At 73.3% G+C, this 21,153-nt stretch carries 17 protein-coding genes; 13 read left to right on the plus strand and 4 right to left on the minus strand.

All coding sequences use genetic code 11. From position 1 onward, the window contains the following. Positions 1-28 precede the first annotated feature (28 nt). From glmU to ACFV4P_RS04800, 5 genes are all read left to right on the plus strand, one after another. Positions 29-1,474, plus strand: a complete 1,446-nt coding sequence (glmU, locus tag ACFV4P_RS04780; RefSeq protein WP_380467406.1) for a bifunctional UDP-N-acetylglucosamine diphosphorylase/glucosamine-1-phosphate N-acetyltransferase GlmU — start codon at positions 29-31, stop codon at positions 1,472-1,474. 155 nt (positions 1,475-1,629) lie between these two features. Then, the gene (locus ACFV4P_RS04785; protein WP_380467408.1) at positions 1,630-2,610 is read left to right on the plus strand and encodes a ribose-phosphate diphosphokinase; all 981 of its coding nucleotides are present in this window, start codon (positions 1,630-1,632) and stop codon (positions 2,608-2,610) included. Between the two features lie 277 nt (positions 2,611-2,887). Next, positions 2,888-3,502 carry a 50S ribosomal protein L25/general stress protein Ctc gene (locus tag ACFV4P_RS04790; protein WP_380467410.1) on the plus strand — a complete coding sequence of 205 codons (615 nt, stop codon included), beginning with the start codon at positions 2,888-2,890 and terminating at the stop codon, positions 3,500-3,502. A gap of 114 nt (positions 3,503-3,616) precedes the next feature. Beyond that, the gene (gene pth, locus ACFV4P_RS04795) at positions 3,617-4,192 is read left to right on the plus strand and encodes an aminoacyl-tRNA hydrolase (protein WP_380467412.1); all 576 of its coding nucleotides are present in this window, start codon (positions 3,617-3,619) and stop codon (positions 4,190-4,192) included. 142 nt (positions 4,193-4,334) lie between these two features. Continuing rightward, positions 4,335-4,583 carry a hypothetical protein gene (locus ACFV4P_RS04800; RefSeq protein ID WP_073811265.1) on the plus strand — a complete coding sequence of 83 codons (249 nt, stop codon included), beginning with the start codon at positions 4,335-4,337 and terminating at the stop codon, positions 4,581-4,583. Between the two features lie 69 nt (positions 4,584-4,652). On the opposite strand, the gene ppc is transcribed toward ACFV4P_RS04800, so the two are convergent. Then, positions 4,653-7,439 (minus strand): phosphoenolpyruvate carboxylase, encoded by a 2,787-nt coding sequence (gene ppc / locus ACFV4P_RS04805; protein WP_380467414.1) that lies wholly within the window; start codon positions 7,437-7,439, stop codon positions 4,653-4,655. A gap of 200 nt (positions 7,440-7,639) precedes the next feature. On the opposite strand from ppc, the gene ACFV4P_RS04810 reads away from it, so the two are divergent. Beyond that, entirely contained in the window at positions 7,640-8,911 is a 1,272-nt protein-coding gene (locus ACFV4P_RS04810) for a sensor histidine kinase (protein WP_380467416.1), read from the plus strand. Positions 8,912-8,915: 4 nt separating this feature from the next. Here ACFV4P_RS04810 and ACFV4P_RS04815 read toward each other — a convergent pair whose 3' ends face one another. Together ACFV4P_RS04815 and ACFV4P_RS04820 are read right to left on the minus strand one after the other, a co-directional pair. Next, entirely contained in the window at positions 8,916-9,374 is a 459-nt protein-coding gene (locus ACFV4P_RS04815) for an SUKH-3 domain-containing protein (protein ID WP_083646734.1), read from the minus strand. Positions 9,375-9,415: 41 nt separating this feature from the next. After that, positions 9,416-9,904 (minus strand): YwqJ-related putative deaminase, encoded by a 489-nt coding sequence (locus ACFV4P_RS04820; RefSeq protein WP_380467418.1) that lies wholly within the window; start codon positions 9,902-9,904, stop codon positions 9,416-9,418. A gap of 318 nt (positions 9,905-10,222) precedes the next feature. Between ACFV4P_RS04820 and ACFV4P_RS04825 the strand changes: the two genes are divergently transcribed. The 7 genes from ACFV4P_RS04825 to ACFV4P_RS04855 all read left to right on the plus strand — a co-directional run bounded on the left by ACFV4P_RS04825 (position 10,223) and on the right by ACFV4P_RS04855 (position 19,849). Then, positions 10,223-11,335: a Gfo/Idh/MocA family protein gene (locus ACFV4P_RS04825; RefSeq protein ID WP_380467420.1), complete on the plus strand. Its 1,113-nt coding sequence runs from the start codon at positions 10,223-10,225 to the stop codon at positions 11,333-11,335. Beyond that, entirely contained in the window at positions 11,332-12,351 is a 1,020-nt protein-coding gene (locus tag ACFV4P_RS04830) for an NAD-dependent epimerase/dehydratase family protein (RefSeq protein ID WP_380467422.1), read from the plus strand. The genes ACFV4P_RS04825 and ACFV4P_RS04830 overlap by 4 nt, the downstream gene beginning before the upstream one ends. Before the next feature lie 78 nt (positions 12,352-12,429). After that, a complete protein-coding gene (locus ACFV4P_RS04835) occupies positions 12,430-13,560 on the plus strand; it encodes a DegT/DnrJ/EryC1/StrS family aminotransferase (RefSeq protein ID WP_380467424.1) in 1,131 nt (376 codons plus the stop codon). A 112-nt stretch (positions 13,561-13,672) separates the two neighbouring features. Then, positions 13,673-14,779, plus strand: coding sequence for a DegT/DnrJ/EryC1/StrS family aminotransferase (locus tag ACFV4P_RS04840; protein ID WP_380467426.1), 1,107 nt, complete (start codon positions 13,673-13,675; stop codon positions 14,777-14,779). A 121-nt stretch (positions 14,780-14,900) separates the two neighbouring features. Next, complete coding sequence (locus ACFV4P_RS04845; protein ID WP_380467428.1) at positions 14,901-15,902, plus strand: SMI1/KNR4 family protein; 1,002 nt, start codon at positions 14,901-14,903, stop codon at positions 15,900-15,902. Between the two features lie 25 nt (positions 15,903-15,927). Next, the gene (locus tag ACFV4P_RS04850) at positions 15,928-18,150 is read left to right on the plus strand and encodes an SUKH-4 family immunity protein (RefSeq protein WP_380467430.1); all 2,223 of its coding nucleotides are present in this window, start codon (positions 15,928-15,930) and stop codon (positions 18,148-18,150) included. A gap of 214 nt (positions 18,151-18,364) precedes the next feature. Next, complete coding sequence (locus ACFV4P_RS04855) at positions 18,365-19,849, plus strand: hypothetical protein (RefSeq protein WP_380467432.1); 1,485 nt, start codon at positions 18,365-18,367, stop codon at positions 19,847-19,849. 61 nt (positions 19,850-19,910) lie between these two features. Here ACFV4P_RS04855 and ACFV4P_RS04860 read toward each other — a convergent pair whose 3' ends face one another. Next, positions 19,911-21,152 carry a Dyp-type peroxidase gene (locus ACFV4P_RS04860; RefSeq protein ID WP_380467434.1) on the minus strand — a complete coding sequence of 414 codons (1,242 nt, stop codon included), beginning with the start codon at positions 21,150-21,152 and terminating at the stop codon, positions 19,911-19,913. Between the last annotated feature and the right edge of the window lies 1 nt (position 21,153).

Below are 21,153 nucleotides of genomic sequence, written 5' to 3' on the forward strand. Positions count from 1 at the left end.
CCCCGCATCGACCGAGGAGTCTCTCCGCGTGACTGCCAACCAGCCAGCTGCCGTGATCGTGCTTGCCGCCGGGGGCGGTACGCGGATGAAGTCCAAGGCCCTGCCGAAGGTGCTGCACGAGATCTGCGGCCGCTCACTGGTCGGCCATGCGGTCGCCGCCGCCCAGGAGTTGACGCCGAGTCAGCTGGTCGTGGTGATCGGCCACCTGCGCGAGCTGGTGCAGGCGCACCTGGCCGAGCACTGCCCGGCGGCCCGCCCGGTCGTCCAGACCGAGCAGCTCGGCACCGGCCACGCGGTCCGCACCGCGCTGCAGGCGCTGGCCGCCGACGGCGTGGAACTGGACGGCACCGTGCTGGTGACCACCGGCGACGCCCCGCTGCTGACCGGCGGCACGCTGTCCGCGCTGGCCGCCGCGCACGCCGAGCAGGGCAACGGCGTCACCGTGCTGACCGCCCTCGTCCCGGACGCCACCGGCTACGGCCGGATCCTGCGCGACGCCGACGGCGCGGTCGCCGCGATCGTCGAGCACAAGGACGGCGCCCCCGAGCAGCTGGCGGTCTCCGAGATCAACTCCGGGGTGTTCGCGTTCGACGCCAAGCTGCTGGCGCACGCGCTGTCGCTGGTCGGCACCGACAACTCGCAGGGCGAGGAGTACCTGACCGACACCCTGGAGATCCTCCGCCGGGAGGGCCACCGGGTGGGCGCCGTGGTGGCCGCCGACCACCGGGAGATCGTCGGCATCAACGACCGGGTGCAGCTGGCCGAGGCCCGCCGCCTGCTCAACGACCGCCTGCTGGAGCGGGCCATGCGGGCCGGCGTGACGGTCGTCGACCCCGCCAGCACCTGGATCGACGTCCAGGTCGGCTACGAGCCGGACGCGCTGGTGCACCCCGGCACCCAGCTGCGCGGCGCGACCCACCTGGGCGAGGGCTGCGAGGTCGGCCCGAACACCACGCTGACCGACACCGTCGTCGGCGCGGGCGCCCGTGTGAGCAACACCACGGCCGAGCGCGCCGAGATCGGCCCGGAGGCCTCGGTCGGCCCCTACGCGTACCTGCGGCCGGGCACCAAGCTGGCCCGGAAGGCGAAGGCCGGCACCTACGTGGAGATCAAGAACTCCGAGCTCGGCGAGGGCGCCAAGGTGCCGCACCTGTCGTACATCGGGGACGCGACGATCGGCGAGGGCAGCAACGTCGGTGCGGCGTCGGTCACAGTGAACTACGACGGCGTGAACAAGCACCGGACGGTCATCGGGGCCCACTGCCGCACGGGTTCCGACAACATGTTCATCGCTCCGGTCACGGTGGGTGACGGGTCCTACACCGCCGCCGGATCCGTGATCACCAACGACGTTCCGGCCGGTTCGCTGGGCGTCGCGCGGGCCCAGCAGCGCAACATCGCAGGCTGGGTTGAGCGGAAGCGGCCCGGCTCGGCGTCCGCCCGCGCGGCCGCCGAGGCGTCCTCGGCGGAATAGTCGGACGGGGCGGCCGGGGATCTTGAACAGAGGTCCCCGGCCGTCGACCGCGGTCCGGGGCGCGTAACCTGAAGTACATACGTGCGCCATCGGGCCTGCTGGGCCGTGCCTCGGCGTACTCACCCTGAGTGGCAATAACACGAGGAGACGGTGCAGTGAGCGGGATCACGACCTCCGGTGAGAAGAAGCTCAAACTCTTCTCCGGTCGAGCCCACCCGGAACTTGCCGAGGAGGTCGCCCGTGTCCTGGGCACCGAACTCGTCCCGACCAAGGCCCTGGACTTCGCCAACGGCGAGATTTACGTCCGCTTCCTGGACTCCGCGCGCGGCGCCGACTGCTTCGTGATCCAGAGCCACACGGCTCCGATCAACCAGTGGATCATGGAGCAGCTGATCATGATCGACGCGCTGAAGCGCGCGTCGGCCCGCAGCATCACCGCGATCCTCCCGTTCTACGGCTACGCCCGGCAGGACAAGAAGCACCTCGGCCGCGAGCCCATCTCGGCCCGCCTGGTCGCCGACCTGCTGCGCCAGGCCGGCGCCGACCGCCTGATGGCCGTGGACCTGCACACCGCGCAGATCCAGGGCTTCTTCGACGGCCCGGTGGACCACCTGTTCGCGCTGCCGATGCTCGCCGACTACGTGGGCAACCGGGTCGCCGACCGGTCCAAGCTGACCATCGTCTCGCCGGACGCCGGCCGTGTGAAGGTCGCCGACCAGTGGTGCGACCGCCTGGACGCCCCGCTGGCGATCATCCACAAGCGCCGCGACATGACGCAGGCCAACACCATCCTCTCCGCCGAGGTGGTCGGTGACGTCCGCGGCCGCACCTGCGTGCTGGTCGACGACATGATCGACACCGCCGGCACCATCTGCGCCGCCGCCGACGCGCTGTTCGACGCGGGCGCCGCCGACGTCATCGTCGCCGCCACCCACGGCGTGCTCTCCGGCCCCGCCGCGGACCGTCTGAAGAACTCCCGGGTCAGCGAGTTCGTGTTCACCAACACCCTGCCGACCCCGGCCCAGCTCCAGCTGGACAAGATCACCACGCTGTCGATCGCCCCGTCGATCGCCGCCGCCGTCCACGAGGTGTTCGAGGACGGCTCGGTCACCAGCCTGTTCGAGGGCGTGCACTGACACCGGGCTCCCGAGGGGTGAGCTGACCCCTCGTCACACCCTTGATCGGCCCCCGGTTCCGCCCTGGAACCGGGGGCCGATTTCACGTCCGCGCCACCGCCCGGTTAGGCTGGGGAGACTGCTCGGCGAGGGATGTCCAATTTCGGGGCTCCGTGATCGACGCGCGTGAACGATGCGCTTTGATCGAACCGCCGAGTGTCCCCCCAAACGTACTTGAGGGTGTGGCCCGGCGGTTCTGTCGTTCCTGCACCCCTGCGCATTTTCGAGGAGTGCAGTCGTGTCCGAGATCCGCATCGCCGCTGAGTCCCGCACCGAGTTCGGCAAGGGTGCCGCCCGTCGCGCCCGCCGCGCCGGCTTCGTCCCCGGTGTCGTCTACGGCCACGGCCACACCCCGGTTCACCTGAACCTGCCGAGCCACGACCTGATGATGGCCCTGAAGACCCCGAACGCGCTGCTGGTCGTCCCGATCGAGGGCAAGGACGAGTACGTGCTGCCGAAGGCCGTCCAGCGCGAGGCCATCAAGCGCACCATCGAGCACGTCGACCTGCTGCTGGTCAAGCGCGGCGAGAAGGTCACCGTCGAGATCCCGGTCCACGCCGAGGGCGAGCTGGCCCCCGGTGGCAACCTGCTCGAGCACGTCCTGAACGCCCTGCCGATCGAGGCCGAGGCCACCCACCTGCCCGAGTCGGTCACCGTCTCCGTCGAGGGCCTGGAGGCCGGCGCCTCCATCGCCGCCGGTGACATCGCCCTGCCGGCCGGCGTCACCCTGGCCGTCGAGGCCGACGTCGTCGTCCTGCAGGTCATCGGCGCCCAGGCCCCCGAGGCCACCGAGGAAGAGGCCGCCGAGGGCGAAGAGGCCGTCGAGGGCGAAGAGGCCGCTGTCGAGGCCTGATTCTCGCGATCTTCGTAACGCCGCTGCCCCGGCCGTCCCGCTTCCTGCGGGCGGCCGGGGCAGCGGCATGTCCGGGATGATGGACGACGCAACGACACCCGCGTGAGGAGCGGCATGAGCGAGTACGACGGCCCCTGGCTGGTGGTGGGCCTCGGCAACCCCGGCGACGGCTACGCCCGCAACCGGCACAACATCGGCTTCATGGTGGCCGACCTGCTGGCCCGGCGGATGGGCGCCAAGTTCAAGGCGCACAAGAGCCGCGCCCAGGTCGCCGAGGGGCGCCTCTCCGGCAAGCGGGCGATCCTGGCCAAGCCGATGACCTTCATGAACCTCTCCGGCGGCCCGGTGACCGCGCTGCGCGACTTCTACAAGGTGCCAGCCTCGGCGATCGTCGCGGTCCACGACGAGCTCGACCTCGACTACTCGGCGCTGCGGGTCAAGCTCGGCGGCGGCGACAACGGCCACAACGGCCTGAAGTCGATCACCAAGTCGCTCGGCCCCGACTACCACCGGGTGCGCTGCGGCATCGGCCGCCCGCCCGGCCGGATGGAGGTCGCGGACTTCGTGCTCAAGGACTTCTCGTCCACCGAGCGCAAGGACCTCGACTGGTTCGTCGACCGCTCCGCTGACGCCGTCGAAGCGCTGCTCGCCGAGGGCCTGGAACGCGCCCAGCAGAACTACAACTCCTGATCGGCTTCGGCCACCCTCCGTACACAACATTCGGACAACGCTTGCCTGATGGAAGCTGACTGGTGGTCAGAACCTGCCAGGAATCGGATACCGTCGGTCCCGGTGCACAAGGGTTGAAGTGCTGTCACTGGGGGTATGGAGCGTGATCCGCTCGAAGCGTGTGGGCAAGGTCGTCGGTGGCACCGTGCTGTGCCTGGCCGCCGGAGCATGGGCCGGGACGCCCGCGCTGGCCGCCGAACCCGTCAGCACCGTCGCTCCCGAGCCGGCCGCGGCCAAGCTCGCCCCGCCCACCGGCTCCGTCGGCTCGGCCGGCGTGTACGCCGTCGGCGGCGGCCTGGTGGTGGTGGCCGGCGGTGCGGCGACCTGGCTGCGCAAGCGCAAGAAGGCCTGAGCCCGCACAACGGACGAGGTCCGCTCCGCAGACGCGCGGAGCGGACCTCGTCGTGCTTTGGCGGGCCGGTCAGCCGGTGTTGCGCAGGCCGGCCGCGATGCCGTTGACGGTCAGCAGCAGGGCGCGGGCCCGCAGCGGGTCCTCCGGGCGGCCGAGCGCGACCTCCTCGCGCTGGCGGCGCAGCAGCGCCACCTGGAGGTAGGAGATCGGGTCGAGGTAGGCGTCGCGGACGGTGAACGTCTGCTTCAGGACCTCGTTGTGCTCCAGCAGCTCCGACTCGCCGGTCAGCCGCAGCACCTCGCGCAGGGTCAGCTCGTGCTCGGCGACGATCTGGTCGAACACGTGCCGCAGCTCGCCGGGGACCAGCTGCTCGACGTAGTGGCGGGCGATCCGCAGATCGGTCTTGGCCAGCGTCATGGCGACGTTGGACAGGAAGTTGCGGAAGAAGTGCCAGTTCCCGTACATCTCGTCGAGCACGTCCGACAGGCCCGCCGCGCGGGCCGCCGCCAGGCCGGAGCCGACGCCGTACCAGCCGGGGACGATCTGCCGGGACTGCGTCCAGCCGAACACCCACGGGATGGCCCGCAGGCCGTCCAGGCCCGCGCCGCTGTCCGGGCGGCGGGACGGGCGGGAGCCCAGGTGCAGCGAGGCCAGCTGGTCGACCGGGGTGGACGCGAAGAAGTACTTCGGCAGGTCCTCCTGCTCCACCAGCCCCCGGTAGGCGGTGTGCGCGGCCTCCGAGACCCGGTCCATCGCGGCGTCCCAGCGGGCCAGCTCCTCGGGGGCCTGGCGCGGCGCGGTGTGCAGCGCGGACGCGGCCAGCGTGGCGGAGAGGGTCAGCTCCAGGTTCTCCCGGGCCAGCGACGGCAGCAGGTACTTGTCGGAGATCACCTCGCCCTGCTCGGTGACCTTGATCTCGCCCTCCAGGGTGCCCCACGGCTGGGCGAGGATCGCCTCGTGCGAGGGGCCGCCGCCGCGGCCGACGGTGCCGCCGCGGCCGTGGAACAGCCGCAGCCGGATCCCGTACCGGTGCGCGACGTCGCGCAGCCGGCGCTGGGCGCGGTGGATCTCCCACTGCGAGGTGGTGATGCCGCCGAACTTCGACGAGTCCGAGTAGCCGAGCATGACTTCCTGGATGTCGCCGCGCAGCGACACCAGCAGCCGGTACGACGGATCGGAGAGCATCTCCTCCAGGATCCGGTCGGCCTGCTGGAGCTCGTCCGTGGTCTCCAGCAGCGGCACGATGCCGATCTTGGCGATGCCCGCGTGCAGGTCGATCAGCCCCGCCTCGCGGGCCAGCACCACGGCCGCGAACACGTCGTCCGCGCCCTGGCACATCGAGATGATGTACGACTCGACGATCTCGTCGCCGAACCGCTCGAAGCCCTGCCGGATGGTGCTGAACACGCCCAGCGTCTTGGCGCCCGCCGGGTCCAGCGGGGCCGGGATCGGGGCCAGCGGGCGGCGCGAGCGCATCTCCTTCGACAGCAGGCGCTGGCGGTACTCGCGCGGCATGTCGGTGTAGCGCCACGCCTCCTCGCCGAGCCGGTCGAACAGCTGGCCCAGCGCGTGGTGGTGCGCCTCGGCGTGCTCGCGGACGTCCATGGTGGCCAGCTGCAGGCCGAACGCCTCGATGGTGCGGATCGCCCGGGCCAGCCGGCCGTCGGCGATCAGGCCGCCGCGGTGGGCGCGCAGCGAGTCCTGGATCAGCCGCAGGTCGGCGATCAGGTCCCGGGTGCCGACGTAGTCGCGGCCCAGCACGTGCGGGGTGCCCGCGGCCAGCCGCTCGCGGGTGTTCTCCAGCTTGATCCGGATGCAGGTGGCCTTCAGCCGGTACGGCTCCTCGGCGTTCATCCGCTTGTAGCGCGGGCTCAGCTCCGGAAGGTGCGTCAGGTCGGCGTCCAGCGAGGCCAGCAGCTCCTCCGACGCGCCCGCCAGCCGCACCGAGGTCGACAGCGACGCCCGCAGGTCGTCGATGGCCGCCAGCGCGTCCTTGATGCCGTACTCGTGCTGCAGGTTCAGCACGTCCCAGGTGACCTGCGGGGTGACGTTCGGGTTGCCGTCGCGGTCGCCGCCGATCCAGGTGCCGAACGTCAGCGGACGGACGCCGTCCGGCAGGGTCAGGCCGACCCGGGCCAGCTCCTCGTGCAACTCCTCCAGTACGGCCGGCACCGCCTCGCGGTACAGCTCGTCCAGGTAGTAGACGGCGTTGCGGGCCTCGTCGGTCGGCTCCGGGCGGGCGATCCGCAACTCGTCGGTCTGCCACAGCAGGTCGATCACCTCGGCGAGGCGGCGGTCCGCCTGCCGGCGCGCCGAGGTCTGCCGGGCGCTGTCCACCTGGCCGGTCGCCGCCTGCTCGCGGTGGATCCGCTCCAGCAGCTCGCCGACCCGGCGCAGCTTGTTCAGCACGCTGCGGCGGGCCGCCTCGGTCGGGTGCGCGGTGAAGACCGGACGCACCGCGAGGTTCGCCAGCGTGTCCGCCAGGTGCTTCGGGTCCGCGTCCTTCAACTGGTCGGCGGTCTGCGACAGCACCGAGCCCTCGCGGGCCCGCCGCGAGGCGAACTCCCGGCCGCGGTGCACCTGTTCGGTGACGTTCGCGAGATGGAAGTAGGTGGAGAACGCGCGCACCAGCTTCGCGGCGGTCGCCAGGTCGATCTCCGCCAGCAGCTGGGCCGTCGCCTCGCCGTCGGTACGGCTCAGCAGGCGCACCTGTTCGACCAGGCCCAGCAGTTCCGGGCCCTCCTGACGCACGAGAGTCTCTCCCAGCAGGTCACCGAGGCGGCGGATGTCCGCACGCAACGCGGCGTTCTCTGCGGCCTGGTCGGCGGTCGGGGACGAGTTGTCCGGAGCGGTCACGGCTGGCTCCCTGTGGTGGTGGGGGTGTTCGGCAACGGCTCTGCAGGTGCGGACCGCACTGTCCGACGGGCAACAGCATAGGTGGCACCCGGTGCCAGACCGGAGAGGTGGCCGGATGGCGGACAGCGGAGAGCGTGCGGGCACGAAGACCGGGAGAGCACCGACAGGGGGGTGCATCTCGCACTGCGTATGGTGTTCCCATGAGTAAGAAGCCGGCGGGGGACGGCCTGTGGTGGTGGGCGCGGAGGCGTGGCGCGGCGCTCGACGTGGCGTTGGCGCTGGCAGCGGCGGCGGAGTGTGCGGCCGGGGCGTACGCGCTGGTCAAGGTCCGGCTGGAGCTGGGCCTCGCGGCAGCCGTGGTCGCGGTGGTGCTGGGGGCGCTGGCGGGTGTCTCGCTGGTGGTGCGGCGCCGATGGCCCGCGTTTCCGGTGCTGGTGGCGCTGGTGTTCGTGCCGGGGTTCTTCGGCGTGATCCTGCTGGTGGTGTCGCTGTACACGCTGGCGGCGACCTGGGAGTGGCCGTCCCGGCGGGCCCGGGTGGTCGGGTTGTCGGCGGTCGCCACGGCGGAGACGTTCGGCATGGTGCTGTTCGCGATGTTCGCGCCGCCCCCGACGCCGTCGCCGGAACCGCTGCCGCCGGGCTGGGTGCTGGTGATCGTGTCCGCGTTCGTCGCGGTCGGCATGGCGGTCGCCCCGGTGGTGACCGGCCTGTACGTGGGGGCGCGGCGGCGGCTGGTGGAGTCGCTCACGGACCGGGCGGAGGGCCTGGAGGCCGAGTTGACGATGCTCGCCGAGCAGGCCCGGGAGCGGGCGTGGCGGGCCAGGGCCGAGGAGCGGACCAGGATCGCGCGGGAGATGCACGACGTGGTCGCGCACCGGGTGAGCCTGATGGTGGTGCACGCGGCGGCGGTGGAGCGGATCGTCCCGAAGGACCCGGCGAAGGCGCAGCAGTCGGCGCAGCTGATCGGCGAGGTCGGCCGGCAGGCGCTGGACGAGCTGCGGGAGATCCTCGGCGTGCTGCGGATGACGGAGCCGCAGGACCAGGTGGAGGCGCCGGTCGGCGGTCTCGGGGAGCTGCCGGAGCTGGTGGAGCAGTCCCGGGCGGCCGGCATGGCGGTCTCGTTGACCGTCAGCGGGGAGCACCTGGCGTACGTCGCGGAGGCCGAGCAGACCGCGTTCCGGGTGGTGCAGGAGGGCCTGACCAACGCCCACAAGCACGCCGGCGGGGCGCGCGTGGTGGTGCTGCTGGCGTACGTGCCGAACGGGGTGCGGGTGTCGGTGGTGAACGACTGCCCGGGCGGCGCGGCGATGCCGGTGGCGCTGCCGAGCGGCGGCAACGGCCTGGTCGGGATGCGCGAGCGGGTGATGGCGCTGGGCGGGATGTTCCACGCCGGGCCGGAGGGCGACGGCGGGTTCCGGGTCGAGGCGGTGCTGCCGTCCCGGCTGCGGCTGGCCGTCGAACCGTTGAACTGACCGCTCAGCTCTCGGCGGTGCGCAGCCGGTGCGGGGCCAGGCCGAGCACCAGGGTGGCCAGCGCCTGGTCGACGCTGTGGCCGAGGAACCACTCTCCGGCGTGGTCGAGGCCGTAGACCCGGCCCTGTTCGTCGATGGCCAGCAGCGCCTGCCCGTACAGCTCCTCGCCGAGCGGGGCGAGCCGGGTGTCCAGGGCGCGGCCGAGGTCGGCGAGGGTGCGCGGGGCGTGCAGGCCGCAGCGCGGGTCGAGCAGGAACGGGGTGCGGGCCTGGGTGCGCCCGGGACCCGGCACGTCGAAGGCCAGGCCGCCGAACTCGGCCCAGGCCTCGATCGCGGCGGGGAACACGGAGTGCTGCGGGTCCAGCGGACCGCCGTACGCGACCATCGCATCGGCCCACTGCTCGGCCTGGCGGATCTCCCACCGGCCCGGGTGCCAGCCGGCCTGCTTGAGGGCGGCGGCCACGTCGGCCGGGAAACGGGGCTGGGTGCGGACGGTGCTGGCGTTCAGGACGTGCTCCGGGGGCTGGGGGACGGGGACCGGCGGCCGGGCGGCCCGACCGCGACGACAGTCACGTTCAGATGATCCAGCAGCGGAGCGCAGGAACGGCACGGCGGCGCGTGCGTGCCGTGCGCCGGATCGCCCTCCTCGCGGATCCGCACCGTGGTCATCCGGGCCCCCTTGAGCGCCTTGCGGGCCTCCTGAACCGTCATCGGCTTGCGCGAGGCCCGCTTCGAGCGGGACGAGTCGATCTGCCCCAGGAACTGCGACAGCAGCGCCGGCTCCGGGCAGCGGCCGAGGAAACGCTCGCGCTTGTCGACCGGCAGCGCCGCCAGGAACTCGCCGACCAGCGGGTGCAGCATCGGCGCCAGCTCGGACTTCTCCCCGGCCAGCGTGTGCACCTCACCGCCGCGCAGCATCAGCGCCGCAGCCACCGCGGGCAGCAGGCTGTCGCGCTGGTGGCGCAACACGGGCGGCGGGCCCGACTGGTCCATGACTGCTCCTCGACGTTGTGCGGCGCACCGGCAGTTCTCCGCTGCCGGGGGTCTGCTGACGGACGGTGAATCCTCACCCGGAAGCGTCCAGCCTGCCAAACCGATCCGACATGCGCCGCGCCGGGGTGCGACACGGGGGCGCACGGGGGCATACGGAGGGCCCAACTTCCGTCCCGCACGCCCCTGGTGGCGTTCACCGGTTTTTCCGATTGTGCCTCGACGGGCCCGGCCGGGCCGGTACCGTTCGAGCGACGCGGCGGCAAGGGGGGTCTTGCAATGGGGTCGAACGTCGTGGCGCACGAGGCGCCAGGGGAACACGTGCCCACACCGGGCAGCACCGACCGAGAACCCGACCGGCGGATCGGACTCGCCGTCGTCGGAGCCGGCTACTGGGGCCCGAACCTGGTCCGCAACGCCCAACAGACCGCCGCCCTGCAACTGCACTGGCTGTGCGACCTGGACGAACAGCGCTCCCGCAAGGTCCTCGGCGAGTACTCCACCGTCACCTCCACCACCTCCTACGAACAGGTGCTCGCCGACGAGCGGGTGCAGGCCGTCGCGATCGCCACCCCCGCCGCCGCCCACCACCGCCTCGCCCGGGCCGCCCTGGAGGCCGGCAAGCACGTCCTGGTCGAGAAGCCCATCACCACCACCGTCGAGGAAGCCGCCGACCTGGTCGCCCTCGCCGAGGAACGCGGCCTCGTCCTGATGTGCGACCACACTTTCTGCTACACCCCCGTGGTGCGCCGCATCCGCGAACTGGTGCACGGCGGCGAGATCGGCGACATCCAGTTCTTCGACTCCGTCCGGATCAACCTCGGACTCGTCCAACCCGACGTCGACGTGCTGTGGGACCTCGCCCCGCACGACCTGTCCATCCTCGACTTCGTGCTGCCGCCCGGCGTCGAACCCGTCGGCGTCAGCGCCCAGGCCGCCGACCCGATCGGGGCCGGCCGGGCCTGCGTCGCCTACCTGACGGTCCGGCTGTCCAACGGCGCGCTCGCCCACTGCCACGTCAACTGGCTCTCCCCGACCAAGGTCCGCACCACCCTGATCGGCGGCTCCCGCCGCACCCTGGTCTGGGACGACCTCAACCCGCAGGCCCGCCTCGCCATCCACGACCGCGGCGTCGACCTCACCCCGCCCGACGAGCTGACCGACGCCATCCGGCACCGCGCCCTGATCTCCTACCGGGTCGGCGACATGATCGCCCCCGCCCTGGTCGAACAGGAAGCCCTGCGCAACGTGATGGCCGAATTCGCCGCCGCGATCGTCGAGGGCCGCACCCCGCTCACCGACGGCCGGGCCGGCCTGCGCGTGCTGCGCCTGCTGCACGCCGCGTCCCTCAGCCTCGAACTCGGCGGCGTGACCGTCCCCGTCGAGCCGACCGCCCGTCAGCGTCCCGTGCAGGAGAGGGCCACCGTCCGATGAACGCCGCCGTACCGCTCGAAGGCTCCCGCTGCCTGGTCACCGGCGGCGCCGGCACCATCGGCTCCACCGTCGTCGACCAGCTGATCGAGGCCGGCGCCCGCGAGGTCGTCGTGCTCGACAACTTCGTCCGCGGCCGGGCCGAGAACCTGGCGCGCGCCCGCGAACTGGCCGCGCCCGGGCAACTGAGCGTGGTGGACGGGGACATCCGGGACCGGGCCCTGCTGCGTGAACTCCTCGCCCCCGGCGCGGACGTGCTGTTCCACCTCGCCGCGATCCGGATCACCCAGTGCGCGGCCGAACCCCGGCTGGCGCTGGAAGTCATGGTGGACGGGACCTTCGACGTGGTGGAGGCCGCCGCCGAGACCGGCGTGCGGAAGGTCGTCGCCTCGTCGACGGCGTCCGTGTACGGGCTCGCGGACGTGTTCCCGACGCCCGAGAGCCAGCACCCCTACAACAACGACACGCTGTACGGGGCCGCGAAGGTCTTCAACGAGGGCCTGCTGCGGAGCTTCCACACCATGTACGGGCTGGACTACGTCGCGCTGCGGTACTTCAACGTGTACGGGCCCCGGATGGACGTGCACGGCCGCTACACCGAGGTCTTCATCCGCTGGATGGAGCGCATCGCGGGCGGGCAGCCACCGCTGATCTTCGGCGACGGCGCGCAGACCATGGACTTCGTCTACACCGAGGACATCGCGCGGGCGAACCTGCTCGCCGCCACCGCGCCCGTCACCGACCGGGTCTACAACATCGCGTCCGGCAGCGAGGTCTCGCTGCGCGGGCTCGCGGACGCGCTGCTGGAGGCGATGGACTCGGACCTCCACGTGGAGCACGGGCCCGCGCGGGACACCGCGGGCGGCGTGGTGCGGCGGCTCGCGGACATCTCGGCGGCCGAACGCGACCTGGGGTGGAAGCCGGAACTGGGGCTGACGGACGGGCTGCGGAAGCTCGTCGACTGGTGGAAGGACGCGACGACCGCGGCGGGTGGAACCGCGCGGGACGGACAGAGCTAGCCGGCCCTGTCCGGTCGGAGAGATCGCGGCCGGACGAGTGACTTGCACGTGGGCGCGACCCAGCAGAGGAGCAACCCGATGTCCACCATCCCCGTCATGATCCCGTGGCTCGGCGAGGAAGAGGCCGAGGCAGCGGCGGAAGCCGTCCGTTCCGGGTGGGTCGCCCAGGGCCCGCGGGTGGCCGCGTTCGAGCGGGCGTTCGCCGAGGCCGTGGGAGTGCCGCACGCCATCGCGGTCTCGTCCTGCACCACCGCGCTGCACCTGGCGCTGGTGGGTGCGGGCGTCGGCCCCGGCGACGAGGTCGTCGTCCCGTCGCTGTCCTTCATCGCCACCGCCAACGCCGTCACCTACGTCGGCGCGACCCCCGTCTTCGCGGACGTCGAACCGGCCACCGGAAACCTCACCCCCGAGACCGTCGCGCCGCTGCTCACCGAGCGCACCCGCGCGGTGATCGCCGTCGACCAGGGCGGCGTCCCCGTCGACCTCGACGCCATCAAGGCGTTGGCCGAACCGCGCGGCATCGCCGTGGTCGAGGACGCCGCGTGCGCCGCCGGGTCCGTCTACCGGGGCCGCCCGGTCGGCGCGGGCGCGGACCTCGCCGCGTTCTCCTTCCACCCGCGCAAGCTGCTCACCACCGGCGAGGGCGGGATGGTCACCTGCCAGGACGGTGAACTCGCGGCCAGGTTGCGGCGGTTGCGGGAGCACGGCATGAGCGTCTCGGCCGCCGACAGGCACGCCGGGGCGGGCGGGGCGGGCGTGCTGGAGACGTACGACGAGATCGGGTTCAACCACCGGATGACGGACGTCCAGGCGGCGATCGGGCTGGTGCAGCTCGGGAAGCTTCCAGCGATGGTCGCGCGGCGACGTGAACTCGCGGCGCGGTACCGGGAGTTGCTGGGGGCGGAGCTCGCGGGGCGGCTGGTCGCCGAACCGGCGTACGGGACGTCCAACTTCCAGTCGCTGTGGCTGCTGCTGCCGGAGGACGCGCCGGACCGGGGCGAGGTGCTCGGGCGGCTGGCGGCGGAGGGGGTCTCGGCGCGGCGGGGGATCATGGCTGCGCATCTGGAGGCGCCGTACAAGGGGGCGGCGCGGGTGCCGTTGCCGGTGACGGAGTTGCTGACTTCGCGGACGTTGATTCTGCCGCTGTATCACTCGTTGACGGGGGAGCAACAGGGGCGGGTGGTGGCGGCGTTGAGGGGAGCGCTCTGATCGGTCGGGGCGCCCGCACGTGCAACTTTTCCGCTCTGACGCGACCTTTCCGACGGGTTTCTTCCGCTTCGCGCACTTTCTCGCTCCCCTGCTCTGGAGGGTCTGATCAACAATGAATGACGTTCCCCTGGTCGATCTGCACGCTGCCCATGCCGAGATCGCCGACGAGGTTCGGGCGGGGTTCGAGGCTGTGTTGGCGAGTGGGGCCTATATCAAGGGTCCCGATGTCGGCGCGTTCGAGCGGGAGTTCGCGGCGTTCTGCGGGGTGGGGCATGCCGTCGGGACGGCCAATGGCACGGATGCGCTCGAACTTGCGTTGCGGGCGCTGGACTTGGCGCCCGGTGGTGGGGTGGTGCTGCCGGCGAACACGTTTGTGGCGACGGCGGAGGCGGTGGTGCGGGCCGGGTTGACGCCGGTGCTGGTGGATGTGGACGAGGAGCATCTGCTGATCGACGTCGAGCAGGTGGCCGAGAAGGTCGGGGGCGCCGTCGCGGTGATGCCGGTGCACCTGAACGGTCAACTCGCGCCGATGGAAAAGGTGGTGGACGTCGCCGGCGGAGTGCCCGTGGTGGAGGACGGGGCGCAGTCGCAGGGGGCGACGCGGCACGGGCGGGCGTCGGGGAGTTGGGGGCGGATCTCGGCGACGAGTTTCTACCCGGGGAAGAACCTGGGCGCGTACGGGGACGCGGGCGCGGTGGTGACGGACGACGCCGGCCTGGCCGAGGCGGTGCGGCTGATCGGGGACCACGGGTCGGCCCGGAAGTACGTGCATGAGCGGTTCGGATTCAACTCGCGGATGGACACCTTGCAGGCGGTGGTGCTGCGCAGCAAGTTGCGGCGGCTGCCGGCGTGGAACGAGGCCCGGCGGGCGGCGGCGGAGCGGTACGACAAGTTGTTGGGCGGGTTGGAGGGCGTCACGCTGCCGCGGACGCTGCCCGGCAACGAGCACGTGTGGCACCTGTACGCGGTGCGGGTGGAACGGGACCGGGACGGGGTGCTCGCGGAGTTGCAGCAGGCGGGCATCGGGGCCGGTGTGCACTACCCGGCGCCGGTGCACCTGCAGCCGGCGTTCCGGCAGTTGGGGCACCGGGAGGGCGCGTTCCCGGTCACCGAGCGGGCGGCGGGGGAGTTGCTCACGCTGCCGCTGTTCCCGCAGTTGACCGAGGGGCAGCAGGTACGGGTGGCGGAGACGTTGTCCGCCGCGGTGCGCCGACGCTGACGCGGTGTCGGTACCCGGCCGGGCAGGGGTCGGTCGGGTACCCCCGTGACCCCGAGCGCCGTCGGTCGTTGCCCTAGGCTTGGTCTCCGAGGATTTCGGCTTCTGCTGTGGGGGACCCCAGATGACGACAGGTCGGCCCGGCACCGCCGCCGTGCCCAACGCGGCGTACGCGGGCCAGGTGGTGCAATTCCCGGACCCGGTCCGGGCGGAGCGCCACCCCGGGGGCGTTCGCGTCGACGAGCACGGGTACCCGGACTTCTCGCCGTACGCGGTCGCCGCCGCCGAGGTCGCCGACCCGCCGCAGGGCTTCGGCGTGGACGAGCTGCGGCTCACCGACTACGTGTCGGCGAACGCCGCGCTGTACACCCAGGGCCACGAGCTGTGGGCCGACCTGGAGACCGCCGTCGCCACCCCGCCCGGCTGGACGTGGCACCACGTGGTCGGCCGCGCCCCGCAGGGCTGGCGGCGGATGGAGCTGGTCCCGGTCGAGGTGAAGGCCCTGCTGCGGCACCACGGCGGCCTGGCGATCTCCACCGCCGACCACTTCCGGCGCGGCACCCGCCCGCTCCAGGAGCGCCGCCCCGTGCACTTCCCGCTGGCGAAGGACGGCGGCGACCCGCTGGCCGTCACCGAGGACCTGGTGCAGCGCGCCGAACAGCGCCTGGGCCACCCGCTGCCGCCCGTCTACCGCGACTTCCTGAAGCTGGCCGGCGGTCGCGTCCCCGCCTCCGCGGCGCTGGACGTCGACCTCGGCCTGCTGGTCGACCAGCCGTTCCTGACCCTCTCCGAGGAGTACGGCACCCAGGACCTGGTGTACGCCAACAAGTGCCTGCGCGACCACCTGACCAAGGACTACCTGGCGATCGCCTACCAGCAGGGCGGTCTGCTCGCCCTCAAGGTTCGCGGCGAGCAGACCGGTTCGGTCTGGTTCCTGCCCTACGACGACGCCCGGGACGAGGGCGCGGACGAGTCCCCGGAGGCACGGGTGGCCCGGCTGCTGCTGCCCTGCGGCGACAGCTTCGCCGCCTTCCTGCTGCGGCTCGCGGGCAGCCCCCCGGAGCTGGAGACCGTCGCCGAACTCATGGTGGACGGCGGCTTCGCGCGCGCCGTCCCGGTGAACTGACCGAACGACAGGGGTGGGACGAGACGTGGTGACCACGTACGCGCAGGCGCAGGAGACCGCCGAGGACTGGATCAACGCCGGTGTGCCGCGCTCGCTCCAACGCGAGGTGCGGGTCCGGGAGTTCGACCTCGGCTACGTCTGCTGGGCGGTGGACGGCAGCGAACACGAAGGCGGGCCCGGCACCTCGCCGAGGCTGGTGATCGCCCGGGACAGCGGCGCCGGCATGCTCTGGCCGCCGCTGCCGATCAACGACGTGGTGCGGGAGTTCGAGGAGCTCTACGGCACCGCGGCGGAGCCGAACCCGGCCGGCGCGGCCAAGCCGGTGCGCGGGGCGGTCGAGGCGACGTCGTTCCTGCTCAGCCCGCCGCAGTGGCTGCAGGACGCCGGCGCCGCCGCGGTGGCCGCCGAGAACGCGCAGCTGTCCGGGGCGGCTCCCGCGCCCGCGCCGGTGCCGGTGCCGGTGCCGGTGCCGCCCGCGCCGGTGCCGCCCGTGCCGCCCGCGCAGGGGGATGCGGGGCCCGGCTCCTACACGCCGACCGGCACGCCCGTTCCCGGCATGCCCGTGCCGCCGATCGGGGCGACGCCGCCGTTCCCGCTCGGCAGTCCGGCAACTCCCGGGCCCGGCACGCCCGTTCCCGACGCGGCCGGGCCGTCGATCGACTACGCGCCGACCATGCTGGCCGGCGACGGCCCGCCCGGGCTGATGGGGTTGCCCGGTGCGCCCGGCACGCCCCCGCACGGGGTGCAGCTGGGCCGGTCCGGTCCGACCGCTCCGCCGCCGCCCCCGCCGGCCGACCTGCTGCCGAACACCGGCGGGCCCGCGCACGTCGGGCTCGGCCGGTCCGGCCCGACCGCCCCGCCGCCGCCCCCGCCCGCCGACCTGCTGCCGAACACCGGCGGCCCGGTGCAGGGCCCCGGCGGCCGTGGCGGCCCCGGCACCCCGCCGCCGCCCGCGCCCGACGGGCTGCGCGCCGACGCCGCTGCCGCGCCGCCGGCCGCTCCGGCACCCGAGGCCGCCGCGGTCGCCTACCAGGCGACCCAGCTGGCCCCGGCGATCGAACTGCCGCCGACGGGCGGCCCGGCGACGCCGCCGTTCCCGCCCGCGCCCGGCCCGCAGCAGGGTGCGCCGTTCCAGGCCCCGCCGCCGTTCCCCGGACCGCCGCAGGGCATGCCGCCGCAGCCGTTCCCGGGTGCGCCGGTGCCGCCGCCCGGCCCGGCGTTCCCGCCGCCGCCCGGCCCCGGCCCGGCCCCCGCCGCCCCGGTGCCGCCGTCCGGCGTGCCCACCACCGGTCCCGGCACCACCGCCGTGGTCAACTACCGGGCGCCCGACGGTTCCGAGCGGAGCCTGGTGATGCTGTCCGAGCTCGGCACCCCGCACCCGGAGTGGAAGGCGTTGCAGGAGCTGCGCCGGATCGGCGTGCCCGCCGACCAGGTGCTGGAGGTGCACACCGACCTGGAGCTGTGCGACCTGCCCGGCGGCTACTGCGCCCGGATGGTGAAGGCGTCCTGGCCGAACGCCCGGATCAGCCACACCGCCCCGTACGGCCGGGACACCGCCGCCCGGCAGTCCGGCATGGCGGTGCTGAGCGAGCACGTCGAGCAACTGCACCAGCTGGTGTCCGCGCCGCCGCGCCCCCGCACCCAGCGGGTGCCGCTGCCGCCGCCCGGCTCGCTGCCGCCGCTGCCGCCGATGGTGCCGCAGCAGCTGGCCGCCGAACTGGGCCAGCTGTTCGGGCCCGGCATGTTCCGCTTCGAGCAGCGCGCGGTGTCCCGGCAGGGCGTGCCGGACCCGGTCGCGCAGACCCTGATGTGGGTCGGCCTGCCGCGCGAGTTCCCGCCGTTCTTCTGGGCACAGGCCCAGGAGGGCCGGCCGATCCCGACGCTGGCCGAGCTGGCCGCCGAGCGCGGTCTGCAGCCCGGCCCGGACTTCGGCGGGTACCTGGTGCTCGGCAACGACTACGGTCGCCAGCTGTGCGTCCAGTACGGCACCGCCGCGGTCGTCGCCGTGGACATCGAGAACCCGGCCGAGCCGCCGCGGTTCGTCAACACCGGCGTCCCCGAGTTCGTCCGCTGCCTGGCCGTGCTGGCCCGGATGTGGCACCTTCGGCACGGCCTCACGCCCGAGCAGGCCGGCCGCTGGACCACGGACTTCCAGGCCCAGCTGCTGGCGGCCGACCCGGCCGCCGTGCACACGCCCGAAAGCTGGTGGGCCGTCCTGGTCGAACAGCTGTGGGACGGCCTGCTTTAGGGTCGGTCCGGTCGATCGTGCCGGGCGCGCGACACGATCGACCGGACAGGCCCTGGCGCCTCCCGCGCGGCCGGTTCGCCCGGCCGCGCGGCGGCGGCCTGTTTGGTTTGCGTTCGTATCTGCGCAAAATAGGTCAATGGGACGGTGCCGCCGTCCCACCGAACCACGCACCCGGCGGGGCTGCGCGGCCCGCGAGCACGAGGAGAACAGCCGAATGAGCGACGCCGTGTCCCAGTACGGCTTCACCGTCTCCCGGCGCGGTTACGCGCCGGACCAGGTCGAGGCGGCCGTCACCGCGCTCAGCCGCGAACGGGACGAGGCCTGGGAACGCCTCAGCGTGCTCGGCTCCGGCCTGCGTGAGATGGAGAAGCGCCTCGGCGACATCCAGCAGGCCGCCGAGGACGCGCCCGACCCCGACTACGCCGAGCTCAGCGAGCAGGCCGCGATCCTGCTGAAGATCGCGCAGAACGAGGCCGAGGCGATCCACACCAAGGCCAAGCGCTCCGGCGAGGACGCCCGGGACGCCGCCCACGAGGCGGGCGAGGCCGCCGCCAAGTCCGCCAAGGACCACGCCGCCAAGCTGCGTGAGGACGCCGACCGCTCCGCCCGCAGCACCGACGAGCGCAGCCGCTCCGAGGCCGAGCGGGTCCGCGCCCACGCCGACGCCGAGGCCCGCGCCGTCGTTCACGCCGCGACCGGCCACGCCGCCCGGATCCGGGTCTCCGCCGCCGACGCCTCCGAGCAGTCCGAGGTCACCCTCGCCGACCGCCGCCGCAAGGCCGACGAGGGGTTCTCCACCGCCGAGGCCGACGCCGACGCGGCCGTCGCCAAGATCACCGCCGCCGCCGAGGCCAAGGTCAAGGAGGCCGAGCAGCACCGCGAGGCGATGCTCGCCGAGGCCCGCCGCCTCGACACCCAGGCGCAGGCCAAGGCCGACGCCGAGCTCGCCGCCGCCAAGGAGAAGGCCGCCCGGATCAAGGTCGCCAGCGAGCGCGAGCAGGTCGACTTCGGCAAGCGCCTCGACAAGGTGCAGACCCACCTCGACCACATCAAGGGCACCCTGGCCTCGCTGACCGGCGCCGCGGTCGGCGCGATCGAGGAGCCGGAGGACGAGAAGCCGGCCGCCCCCGTGCCCGCGAAGAAGGCCGACCTCGGCAAGGCCCCCATCGGCACCGCGACGGCCACCGCCAAGCCCGCCACCGCGACGGCCGCCGCCAAGCCCGCCGCAGATCAGCCGACCGCCGTGCTGAGCCGCGTCAAGGACGAGCCCGCCGACGTCGCGCCCAAGGCCGGCGACCCCCGCAAGCCCTACACCCCGACCGTGGTGGAGCCCCCGGCCGCGCCGCCCAAGCCCGCGAGCTTCGCCAAGGACCCGCTGCCGCCGAAGCCCGCCAACCCGCCGGCGGCCGAGCCGAAGACGGATGCCGGGGCCGACGCCAAGGCCGACGCCAAGGCCGACGCCAAGGCCGACGTAAAGGCCGATGCCAAGGCCGACGTAAAGGTCGATGCCAAGGCCGACGTAAAGGTCGATGCCAAGGCTGACGTAAAGGTCGATGCCAAGGCTGATGCCAAGGCCGCGTCGGAGGCCGACGCGAGGGCCGAGGCGGAGACCCGCATCGTGCCCAAGATCGTCATCGTGGACGACGGCCTGAACCACGACACCCGCCCCAACCGCGACCGGATCCAGCGCCGGGGCTGAGCTTCGGGGACCATGGCGAACCGCCCCGCTCGACCGAGCGGGGCGGTTCGCCGTCTCCGGGTCATCCCAGCAGGGTCTGTCCGATCCAGCCGCCCGGTTCGCAGCCCGGGGGGACGGCGAAGACGGCGGAGCCGATCGGGGTGGTCCACTGGTTGAGCTGGTCGGAGGCGGCCAGGGTGCGCTGGACGGGCAGGAACTGTTCGGCGATGTCCCGCTGGAACGAGGCGAAGAGCAGGCCGGTGTCGGGGGTTCCGTCGGGGGCCGGCGCGTCGTCGTAGTTGTACGGGCGGCGGAAGATGCGCAGCCGGGGGTCGGCGACGTGGGCCCGCCGGATGTGGGCGAAGTCGGGGATGACCGGGAAGCCGAGGGAGTCCTTGGCGTCGAAGTCGGGCTGGTCGTGCTCGGCGGAGCCGGTGAGCGGGGCGCCGGTGCCGAGGGTCCGGCCGACGGAGAACTCCTTGGCCCTGGTGTCGGCGACGTCCCAGGTCTCCAGGTCCATGCGGATGCGCCGCAGGACGAGGGTGGTGCCGCCGTGCAGCCAGTCGGGGCCGGTGTCGGTCCACACCGCACGGGTGAAGATGTCGCCGGCGGGTGGGGGGTTGGCGGTGCCGTCGATCTGGCCCATCAGGTTGCGCTGGGTGGTGGCCTCGTCCTGCATGCCGCGTCCGTTGCGGAAGCCGCGCTGGGCCCAGCGCAGCCGGGCGAAGGTGCGGGCGTCCTTGATCAGCATCCGTTGGGCGTGGGCCACGGTGAGCGGGTCGTCGGCGCAGATCTGGATCAGCAGGTCGCCGCCGCACCAGCGGTCCTGGAGCCGGTCGATGGCGAACGGGGGCAGCGGTTCGAGCGAGGCGGGCCGCCGGTCGTCGAGTCCGGCGGCCCGGAACAGGCCCGGGCCGAACCCGAAGGTGACGGTCAACCGGGCGGGTAGCGCGGCGAGTTCGGGCTCGGTGTCGGCGAGTGCCGGTTCGCCCCGGGTGAGCCGGACGGCGTCGTCGGTGAGGATCCGCATCATCCGGCCGAGGGCCGCGCGGTCGGTGCCGTCGGCCAGGTCGAAGCCGAGGAACACGCCGTGGGCCTGGGCGGGCGTGTCGATCCCGGCCTGGTGCGGCCCGTGGAACGGGACCTGGTGCCGGCCGTACTCGGGCGGCCGGTCGACGGCCCGGGCGGGCCGGCGGACGGCGGTGCCGAGGCCGGCGCCGGCCAGCGCCCCGCCGAGGGTGAGGGCGCCGCCGGTCAGCAGTCGGCGGCGGCCGACCGCGGCGGGGGCGGTGGGGCTGGTGTCCGCGGTGGGGCTGGTGTCCATG

The sequence above is a fragment of the Kitasatospora sp. NPDC059795 genome, assembly GCF_042732175.1.
Taxonomy (GTDB): Bacteria; Actinomycetota; Actinomycetes; order Streptomycetales; family Streptomycetaceae; genus Kitasatospora.

Coding starts and splice junctions, on each gene's coding strand:
- pth (WP_380467412.1), top strand. CDS start 3,617: ATGAGCGAGTACGACGGCCCCTGGCTGGTGGTGGGCCTCGGCAACCCC.
- ACFV4P_RS04810 (WP_380467416.1), top strand. CDS start 7,640: ATGAGTAAGAAGCCGGCGGGGGACGGCCTGTGGTGGTGGGCGCGGAGG.
- ACFV4P_RS04820 (WP_380467418.1), bottom strand. CDS start 9,904: ATGGACCAGTCGGGCCCGCCGCCCGTGTTGCGCCACCAGCGCGACAGC.
- ACFV4P_RS04830 (WP_380467422.1), top strand. CDS start 11,332: ATGAACGCCGCCGTACCGCTCGAAGGCTCCCGCTGCCTGGTCACCGGC.
- ACFV4P_RS04835 (WP_380467424.1), top strand. CDS start 12,430: ATGTCCACCATCCCCGTCATGATCCCGTGGCTCGGCGAGGAAGAGGCC.
- ACFV4P_RS04840 (WP_380467426.1), top strand. CDS start 13,673: ATGAATGACGTTCCCCTGGTCGATCTGCACGCTGCCCATGCCGAGATC.
- ACFV4P_RS04845 (WP_380467428.1), top strand. CDS start 14,901: ATGACGACAGGTCGGCCCGGCACCGCCGCCGTGCCCAACGCGGCGTAC.
- ACFV4P_RS04855 (WP_380467432.1), top strand. CDS start 18,365: ATGAGCGACGCCGTGTCCCAGTACGGCTTCACCGTCTCCCGGCGCGGT.
- ACFV4P_RS04860 (WP_380467434.1), bottom strand. CDS start 21,152: ATGGACACCAGCCCCACCGCGGACACCAGCCCCACCGCCCCCGCCGCG.